This window comes from Eubacterium sp. AF15-50 (assembly GCF_934835595.1).
Taxonomy (GTDB): Bacteria; Bacillota; Clostridia; order Lachnospirales; family Lachnospiraceae; genus Eubacterium_G; species Eubacterium_G segne.
In genome coordinates this window covers 1-8,647 of record NZ_CAKVZL010000089.1, presented here as the reverse complement: position 1 = coordinate 8,647, position 8,647 = coordinate 1, and the positions used below count along the sequence as shown (strand labels likewise).

Genomic DNA, 8,647 nt, shown 5'->3' with positions numbered 1-8,647 from the left:
ACCGCCGTGTACCGAACGGTACGCACGGTGGTGTGAGAGGTCGGGAAATTTAGTTAAATTTCCCTCCTACTCGATTTTTTACTTAACCCAAAATATGTTATGATTAAAATAATATTTATATTTCATCAATTATCCGTTATAGGAAAAAGCAGGAGGATTTAAGCTTTGAAAAATAAAATAAATAAAATACTTTGGTCTTTAGATTTTATTATATATATGTTATTTACATATATATATCGCTCAGACGGATTGGAATATCAACTGGCAAAGGAAGGAAGTAAATTACATAAGGTATACATACATGGTGAACCGGAATATAGTTATTTATATTACAATTCTGCAAGTCCCATGCTTTCAAAAATCGGTCTTATGGGTATGTTAGTAACAAGCCTGATATTTATTGGATATGGAACATACTTATCCACTATATACATAAAAAAGAAAGTAGTCCATTCGTATAATAAATTAACAAATATTGTTATAGTAATAGTTGTTTCATTCTTATACGCATTGTTATTACATATATTACAAAGAGTTATTTACATTAATTTCTGTATGCTGGTTGGAGAATAACCTTTGTTATATTTTAAAAGTAATATTTTAAAGTCCTTTTTCATTGAATATAACGTGAAAAAGTATTATTATATTTATTATTGGTTTTTATTATTTTAGGACCATTTTAGATATTTAAATCATTATTTTAAACATGGCAAAGAGAGGTAAAAAAATGTCTATTCTAACATTTAAGGGTGGAGTTCATGCATATGATGGAAAAGAATTGTCTAAAGATGTTGCCGTAAGAAAAATTCTCCCTGAAGGGGAACTTGTTTTTCCGGTATCACAACACATTGGTGCACCGGCGAAACCTGTTGTAGAAGTGGGAGAGAGAGTTCTTAAGGGACAGCTTATTGCCGGTGCAGATGGATTTGTATCAGCTAACATTCATTCATCTGTTTCAGGTACTGTTAAGAAAATCGAAAAACGATTAGTTCCTAACGGAAGCAAGGTTCTTTCTATCATTATCGAAAATGACAATTTATATGAAGAATATAATTATGGACCAAATAATGAACCCTGGTCAAAAGATACTATTAGAAAAGCTGTAAAAGACTGTGGCGTAGTCGGACTTGGAGGTGCGTGCTTTCCTACTCATGTAAAGCTTACTCCTAAGGATGACAAATCCATTGATTATGTAATTGTAAATGCAGCTGAGTGCGAGCCATACATAACTTCTGACTATAGAAGACTTGTAGAACAGCCGTCAGAGGTAATTGAGGGCTTGAAAATCGTACTTAAGCTTTTTGAAAATGCAAAAGGTGTTATTGCTGTGGAAAACAATAAACCTGATGTTATAGAAAATTTAAAGAAGCTTACTGAAAAAGAAGACAAAATCAGTGTAGCAGAATTAAAAACAAAATACCCTCAGGGTTCTGAGAGACATATTATATATGCTGTTACTAAAAGGAAAATTAATTCCTCAATGCTCCCTGCTGATGCAGGCTGTATAGTAGATAATGTTGATACAATATATAATATTTATCGTGCAGTTAAATTCAACAAACCTCTTACGGAACGTATTGTTACCGTTTCAGGAGACGGAATTAACAGCCCATGCAACCTGGAGGTACCATTTGGAACCAGTCACGCACAGTTAGTTAAGGAAGCCGGAGGAATGGATGAAAACGTTGAAAAAATCATTTCCGGCGGGCCTATGATGGGACAGGCGATGTTTTCTTTAGAAGTTCCTGTTATAAAAGGTTCTTCAGCTCTGTTAGCATTCAAACAGGATGAAATTTCAAGAGCAACAATGACTAACTGTTTAAACTGTGGTAAATGCGCCATGGTTTGTCCGGAAGGTCTTATTTGTGCCAAGCTTGCCCATGCGGCAGATGCAAACGATATGGAAGCATTTGTAAAAATGCATGGCATGGAATGTATAGAATGTGGAACATGTAACTACAACTGTCCTGCCAATAGAAATATTACGCAGTCAGTTAGAACAATGAAAAGAAAAGTGCAGGCAGCACGTAGGAAAGGGTAAGTGTGACAAATAATGTATAACGTATCATCAAGCCCTCACGTAAAGGCTAAAATGACAACCGGAAGTATAATGAGAGATGTTATTATTGCCATGATTCCTACATCAGCTTTTGGCATATATAATTATACCAATCTTTTTGGAATCAAATATGGCATTCATTCTGCATTGCTTATATTAATTACAGTTATTTCCTGTGTCGCGGCGGAATATATTTACACAACAATAACAGATCAGAAAATAACGATTTTTGATTTAAGTGCCGTAGTAACAGGTATGATACTGGCGCTTAATTTACCATGCACGTTTCCATATTGGAAAGCGGCATTAGGTGGAGCTTTTGCAATAATTATTGTAAAACAGCTTTTTGGTGGTTTAGGTCAAAACTTTATGAACCCGGCATTAGGTGCCAGATGTTTCCTTGTTTTATCCTTTGCCGGTGACATGACAGCATTTTATCCTAAGGATGTTAAGGGAATTGATGCTGCCACCAGTGCAACACCACTTACAGCATTAAAAAATGCAGGTGAAAGCTCTGCATCACTTATTGACATGTTTATCGGTAATCATGCAGGAACCATTGGTGAAACAAGTATTGTTGCACTTTTAATTGGTGCAGCTTACTTAGTTATCAGAAAAATAATTGACGTAAGAATACCTCTTACATATATTGCTGTATTTGCTGTATGTATTATGTTATTTAATCAGTCATCTGACCCTGTATTTTTAGCCCAGCAGCTTTGCGGTGGCGGTTTAATATTTGGTGCCTTCTTTATGGCAACTGATTATGTTACATCACCTATTACAAAGGGCGGCAGGTATATTTATGGCATATGTCTTGGACTTTTAACTGCTATATTCAGAACTTTTGGAGCAAATGCAGAAGGTGTATCTTTTGCCATTATATTCTGTAACCTTCTTGTTCCTCTTATTGAAAAATATACAATACCTAGAGCTTTTGGTATTGTAAAACAGAAGGGAGGCAGATAATATGAACAAAATATTTAAAGATACATTAATATTATTTGTTATAACTTTAATTTCCGGTTTGGGACTTGGCTTTGTTTACAATGTTACATCAGATGCAAGGGCAAAGCAGGAAGAAAAAACTATGGTTGAGGCCTATGAAGCTGTAATGCCGGGACTTTCTAAATATGATACTGTGGATTTTGATTCAAAATTAAATGACACTATTTCTAAGGAAATCAAAAACACTGAAAAGGAAAATGGGATTTCCACAATTAAGGCTTATAATGCCACCATTGATAATGTTGTTAAAGCAACAGATGATAGCGGTAATGATTTAGGATATATTGTTACGGTTACGGATAATGAAGCTTACGGCGGTTCCCTTCAAATTACGGTAGGCATAAAAACAGACGGAACCGTTACGGGAATTTCATTCCTTTCATTAAGTGAAACACCGGGACTTGGAATGAAAGCGAAAGAAGATTCATTTATGTCCCAGTTTAAAAACAAAAAAGTTGATTATTTCAAATATAATAAGGCAGGAGCTTCAGCTGATAATGAAATTAATGCCATAAGCAGTGCAACAATAACCACAAATGCGGTAACACATGGTGTAAATGCTGCAATTGCCTGTGTGAAAAATATTACAGGAGGTGCTAATTAATGAACAGATGTGTTGAGCGTTTATATAACGGTATTATTAAGGAAAATCCTACTTTTGTCCTTATTCTTGGAATGTGTCCGACACTGGCTGTTACATCTTCCATGATAAACGGAGCAGGAATGGGACTTAGTACAATGGCAGTTCTTGTTTTGTCAAACTTCGTAATTTCACTTCTTAGAAAAGTCATTCCTAACGGAGTGAGAGTACCGGCATTTATTGTTATTGTAGCTAGTTTTGTAACTATATTACAGTTTCTTCTTGAAGCATATCTTCCATCTCTTAACCAGTCTCTTGGGATTTACATACCACTGATTGTTGTTAACTGTATTATTTTAGGAAGAGCAGAAAGCTATGCTTCAAAGAATCCTCCTATACCGGCATTATTTGACGGCTTGGGAATGGGACTTGGATTTACAATAGCCTTGTCACTCCTTGGAGGTTTTAGAGAAATAATTGGTGCAGGAACTATTCTTGGAATTAATATTCCTAGATGGGACGGTATAGGTATTTTCGTTATGGCACCGGGAGCATTCTTTATTTTAGCTGCCCTTATTGCAATTCAGAACCAGATAAGAATCAGCCATGGAAAGAAGCCACGAAAACTCCAGTGTGAACAGGGGTGTGCAGGATGCACAGGCTGTGGCAGTGATTTTACCAATTGCACTAAAGATGAAAAGGAGGAGGCATAAATGGTTAATTGTATGTTAATTGCAGTGGGAGCTGCACTGGTAAATAACGTTGTATTAAGTCAGTTTTTAGGTTTGTGTCCATTCCTTGGGGTTTCTAAAAAAACTGATACTGCTGCGGGAATGGGAGCTGCAGTAATCTTTGTAATTATGATTGCATCAGCAGTTACCTATGGTGTTTATTACGCTATTCTTACACCCCTTAATCTTGAATACTTACAAACCATTGTATTTATTCTTGTAATTGCAGCTTTAGTTCAGTTAGTTGAAATGATATTAAAGAAATTTGTTAAACCATTATATCAGGCACTTGGAGTGTATTTACCTTTAATTACAACCAACTGTGCCGTACTTGGTGTAGCAATTTCAAATATAGATAACGGTTATAATTTTGGTGAAAGCATGGCATGTTCCTTTGGTACATCCTTTGGATTTTTAATCTCAATTGTAATTCTTGCAGGAATAAGAGAAAAATCAGAAAACAATAATATTCCAAAACCTTTTAGAGGTACACCTATTGTACTTATTTCAGCAGGACTTATGGCTATAGCATTTACCGGATTTACCGGTGTTGTATAAGGAGGCATATATGGAAATTTTAGCATTAAGTACAACAATGACAGGAATTTTATATGCCGTTGCCATTGTTGGTGGCGTAGGTTTGATTATTGGTATAGCACTGGGTATTGCCGGCAAATTCTTATCAGTAGAAGTAGATGAAAAAGAAGTTGCCATAAGAGAAGCATTACCCGGTAACAATTGCGGTGGTTGTGGATATGCCGGATGTGATGCCTTAGCATCAGCCATTGCCAAAGGAGAATGTGATCCGTCAGCCTGTCCTGTAGGTGGCGAAAGCACTGCAAAGATAATAGCAGACATAATGGGAGTTGAAGCTAACGTAGTTAAAAAAGTGGCTTATGTTGCCTGTTCCGGTGACTGTGAAAAAGCCAAAGATAAATATAACTATTATGGAAATATGTCATGTCAGGATGCTGCAAACATTCCCGGTGGAGGTGCAAAAGCCTGTAGTTATGGCTGTTTAGGACTTGGAAGCTGTGTAAAAGCCTGTGAATTTGATGCCATACACGTAGTAAACGGCAAGGCAATAGTTGATAGCGAAAAATGTAAGGCCTGTGGCAAATGTGTTGCAGCATGTCCTAAGAATTTAATTTCAATTATACCTGCTGATACTAAATACATGGTTAAATGTAGTTCCCACGATAAAGGAAGGGATGTAATGCAGGCTTGTAGTGCAGGTTGCATTGGCTGTGGACTATGCGCAAAGAACTGCCCTGTGCAGGCTATTGATTTTGGATATAATCTGGCAACAATTATGCAGGATAAATGTAAAAAATGTGGTGTATGTGCCGAAAAGTGTCCAAAGAAAGTTATTGAAAAACTATAATTAAAAATTGAATAAATTTTCTAAAAAATCTCACACTAGTAATGGTGTGAGGTTTTTTATGGAAAAATTTATTAATAAAAATATTGTTGAAAACATTAATACTTTTGATGAAATATTATATATTGATGAAAGCTTTGATATTTTAAAGCGTAATTTTATTGTTGGTGGAAAGAAAGCCGTAATGTATTATATAAACGGATTTTGCGACAATGATTTAATACAGAAAGTCCAGGAGTTTTTTACAGGTATTGAGCCTTCCGATTTAAATGTACCGGTGGAAGATTTCGCTGATAATAAAATTCCTTTTATACAAATAGACTTATATGACGATAAATATAATGTTCTTACATTGCTTCTTTCAGGAGTGGTATGCCTGTTAATTGACGGATATGATAAGGCAATGCTAATTGACGTAAGGAAATATCCTGCAAGAAATGTTCAGGAGCCTGAAAAATACAAGGTTCTTAGAGGTTCACGGGATGGCTTTGTGGAAACATTAGTATTAAACACAGCGCTTATAAGAAGGAGAATTAGAAATCCTGAATATATGTGTGAAATACTTAGAGCCGGAAAAAGTTCCAGAACGGATATAGCCCTTTGTTATATGAAAGACAGGGTTGATAAAAAACTTCTAAAAAGAATAAAATCACAAATTGAAAATATTAAAACAGACGCGTTGCCTATGAATCAGGAAAGCCTTTCGGAATGTATTCATAAAGGTCATTGGTTTAATCCGTTTCCTAAATTCAGATATACTGAAAGACCGGATACTGTGGCTGCTGAAATGTTAGAAGGACAAATATGTATTTTAGTGGATAATTCCCCTGCCGCAATGATTTTACCGACAACTATTTTTGATGTAATAGAAGAAGCAGATGATTATTATTTTCCGCCAATTACAGGGACTTATTTAAGACTTGCCCGTGCCTTCATTACAGTTATGTCATTAATTTTAACCCCTCTTTATTTGCTATATGCAAACAATCCGGGGCTGTTACCGGACTGGCTTGAATTTACCAAAATTACAGATGTACAATTTGTCCCCATTTTCTGGCAGCTTTTATTGTTAGAGCTTGCTATTGATGGTTTAAAATTAGCGGCAATAAATACTCCCAGCACATTAAATACCCCTTTAAGTTTAATTGCTGCCATAATAATCGGTGAGTTTGCAGTAAATACAGGATGGTTTAACCAGCAAACCATGCTGTACATGGCAGTGGTTGCCATTGCCAATTTCACCCATGAAAATTATGAGCTGGCATATTCCATTAAATTTTTAAGGATAATAATATTAATTCTTACCCAGTTATTTAATTTGTGGGGAATGATAATAGGATGTGTTTTCACATTACTAACTATTGCTTTGAACAGAACCATAGCCCAGACAAGCTATATATACCCTTTATTTCCCTTTGACTTTAAGAAATTTATGTTGCGTTTTTTCAGGGTGTCAATAAAAAAGAAAGAATGAGACCATCCCAGTCTCATTCTTTTTCTGATGAAGTAGTTGTTTCTATTATAACATCACCATCTTCTGTTTGTTCAAGTCCTTTTGACATATGTATTTTTCCGCCTTTAGTTACAAAAACTGCTTCAGTTTTTTGGGTTTTATTAATCAGATTCATTCCATCTTTAAGCCCCATAATAAAAGCTGTTGTACTTAATGCATCCCCGGCCTCAGATGAATTTGAAATTATAGTTACCGAAGCTAAATCATTATCCACAGGATACCCGGTAGAAGTATCTAGTATGTGATGATATATTTTGTCATCTTTTTTAAAATATCTCTCATAAATTCCTGACGTTACTACAGATTTATCTGATACATCAAGTTTAAGACAATATTCATCGTTATTTTTTATGTAATCTTCATTACCATTTACTGTTGGTGTTATGTCATTATTATAAAAAGGATTCTTAATCCCTATTACAAATGGTTCATCATCAGATTTTCCACCTATGGTAAGTATGTTACCACCTAAATCGATTATCCCTGATTTTACCCCTTCTGAAATCATATAGCTTTTAAGTTTGTCAGCAACAAATCCCTTAACAATACTTCCTAAATCAAGGCGGGTTTCACCATCTTTTAAAGTTACTTTTTCATCTTCACACTTTATGTTTTTATAGCCTACATGTTTAATGGCTTCTTTAATTTTTTTATCATCAGGAACTGTAGGATTATCCCCTGTTACATTCCACATATCTGAAAGTCCTCCAATTGTAACATCAAATGCTCCTTTTGATTTTTTACTGTACTTAATACTGTCCTTTATTACATCCGATACAACATGATTAACTTTGCAGCCCTTTGTTTTGCTTTGGTTAATTTTTGAAATATCACTGTCTTTTTTTGTTGTGCTAAACATTTTATCATAATGATTACACAACCCGAAACATTCATTTATAATATCCTGGGCTTCCGATTCCCCGGCGTATTCATAAATGGTAATTGTAATAGTAGTATCAAAACAAAAGTTAGTAAGAGAAAGGGGAAACTCTTCTTTTTTACTGCATCCTGATATTGATACTGATAACGAAGCAACAAGTGTAAATATTACAAACGATTTTAAATATTTCTTAAGTTTGTCCTTTTTCATAAATTTATCTCCGATTCATTATTCATTCATTAATTTAATATAGCATATTTATCTTAAAATTTCGATAATAAATAAGATAGATTTGTATAAAAAATTGATATATGCTATTATAATGTGGTCGTACAAATAACTGATTTTACGAAACAATTATATTTATTGTTAATGAGGATATTTAAAATGATTTCTTATATAAAAGGTATAGTAGAGAATATTGAAAATGACAAAGTAATTATAGATAATAACGGAATTGGTTACGGAATCTTTATGCCCGGGCATGTACTTGAC

At 34.6% G+C, this 8,647-nt stretch carries 10 protein-coding genes; 9 read left to right on the top strand and 1 reads right to left on the bottom strand.

Translation table 11 applies throughout. From position 1 onward, the window contains the following. Positions 1 to 165 precede the first annotated feature (165 nt). From Q5O73_RS09010 to Q5O73_RS08975, 8 genes are all read left to right on the top strand, one after another. Entirely contained in the window at positions 166 to 573 is a 408-nt protein-coding gene (locus Q5O73_RS09010; RefSeq protein WP_021952991.1) for a hypothetical protein, read from the top strand. A gap of 154 nt (positions 574 to 727) precedes the next feature. Beyond that, positions 728 to 2,041, top strand: coding sequence for an electron transport complex subunit RsxC (gene rsxC, locus Q5O73_RS09005; RefSeq protein WP_302669519.1), 1,314 nt, complete (start codon positions 728 to 730; stop codon positions 2,039 to 2,041). A 12-nt stretch (positions 2,042 to 2,053) separates the two neighbouring features. Continuing rightward, the gene (locus tag Q5O73_RS09000) at positions 2,054 to 3,028 is read left to right on the top strand and encodes an RnfABCDGE type electron transport complex subunit D (RefSeq protein ID WP_302669518.1); all 975 of its coding nucleotides are present in this window, start codon (positions 2,054 to 2,056) and stop codon (positions 3,026 to 3,028) included. Between the two features lies 1 nt (position 3,029). After that, positions 3,030 to 3,671, top strand: a complete 642-nt coding sequence (locus Q5O73_RS08995; protein WP_302669517.1) for an FMN-binding protein — start codon at positions 3,030 to 3,032, stop codon at positions 3,669 to 3,671. Continuing rightward, positions 3,671 to 4,360, top strand: a complete 690-nt coding sequence (gene rsxE / locus Q5O73_RS08990) for an electron transport complex subunit RsxE (RefSeq protein WP_118588577.1) — start codon at positions 3,671 to 3,673, stop codon at positions 4,358 to 4,360. Before Q5O73_RS08995 ends, rsxE begins: the two co-directional genes overlap by 1 nt. Beyond that, the gene (locus Q5O73_RS08985) at positions 4,361 to 4,936 is read left to right on the top strand and encodes an electron transport complex protein RnfA (protein ID WP_186840416.1); all 576 of its coding nucleotides are present in this window, start codon (positions 4,361 to 4,363) and stop codon (positions 4,934 to 4,936) included. A gap of 10 nt (positions 4,937 to 4,946) precedes the next feature. Beyond that, positions 4,947 to 5,762: an RnfABCDGE type electron transport complex subunit B gene (locus tag Q5O73_RS08980; RefSeq protein ID WP_021952997.1), complete on the top strand. Its 816-nt coding sequence runs from the start codon at positions 4,947 to 4,949 to the stop codon at positions 5,760 to 5,762. A 58-nt stretch (positions 5,763 to 5,820) separates the two neighbouring features. Continuing rightward, complete coding sequence (locus tag Q5O73_RS08975; protein ID WP_302669516.1) at positions 5,821 to 7,233, top strand: spore germination protein; 1,413 nt, start codon at positions 5,821 to 5,823, stop codon at positions 7,231 to 7,233. Between the two features lie 13 nt (positions 7,234 to 7,246). Here Q5O73_RS08975 and Q5O73_RS08970 read toward each other — a convergent pair whose 3' ends face one another. Beyond that, positions 7,247 to 8,362 (bottom strand): FAD:protein FMN transferase, encoded by a 1,116-nt coding sequence (locus Q5O73_RS08970; protein ID WP_302669515.1) that lies wholly within the window; start codon positions 8,360 to 8,362, stop codon positions 7,247 to 7,249. A 162-nt stretch (positions 8,363 to 8,524) separates the two neighbouring features. Here Q5O73_RS08970 and Q5O73_RS08965 point away from each other — a divergent pair. Then, positions 8,525 to 8,647 (top strand): OB-fold domain-containing protein (locus Q5O73_RS08965; RefSeq protein ID WP_368076756.1); only part of this gene is annotated, 123 nt, incomplete at its 3' end.

Excerpts from the sequence above, each read along its gene's own strand:
- Q5O73_RS08985 (WP_186840416.1), top strand. The coding sequence starts at position 4,361 with ATGGTTAATTGTATGTTAATTGCAGTGGGAGCTGCACTGGTAAATAAC.
- Q5O73_RS08995 (WP_302669517.1), top strand. The coding sequence starts at position 3,030 with ATGAACAAAATATTTAAAGATACATTAATATTATTTGTTATAACTTTA.
- Q5O73_RS08980 (WP_021952997.1), top strand. The coding sequence starts at position 4,947 with ATGGAAATTTTAGCATTAAGTACAACAATGACAGGAATTTTATATGCC.
- Q5O73_RS08970 (WP_302669515.1), bottom strand. The coding sequence starts at position 8,362 with ATGAAAAAGGACAAACTTAAGAAATATTTAAAATCGTTTGTAATATTT.
- rsxE (WP_118588577.1), top strand. The coding sequence starts at position 3,671 with ATGAACAGATGTGTTGAGCGTTTATATAACGGTATTATTAAGGAAAAT.
- rsxC (WP_302669519.1), top strand. The coding sequence starts at position 728 with ATGTCTATTCTAACATTTAAGGGTGGAGTTCATGCATATGATGGAAAA.
- Q5O73_RS08975 (WP_302669516.1), top strand. The coding sequence starts at position 5,821 with ATGGAAAAATTTATTAATAAAAATATTGTTGAAAACATTAATACTTTT.
- Q5O73_RS09000 (WP_302669518.1), top strand. The coding sequence starts at position 2,054 with ATGTATAACGTATCATCAAGCCCTCACGTAAAGGCTAAAATGACAACC.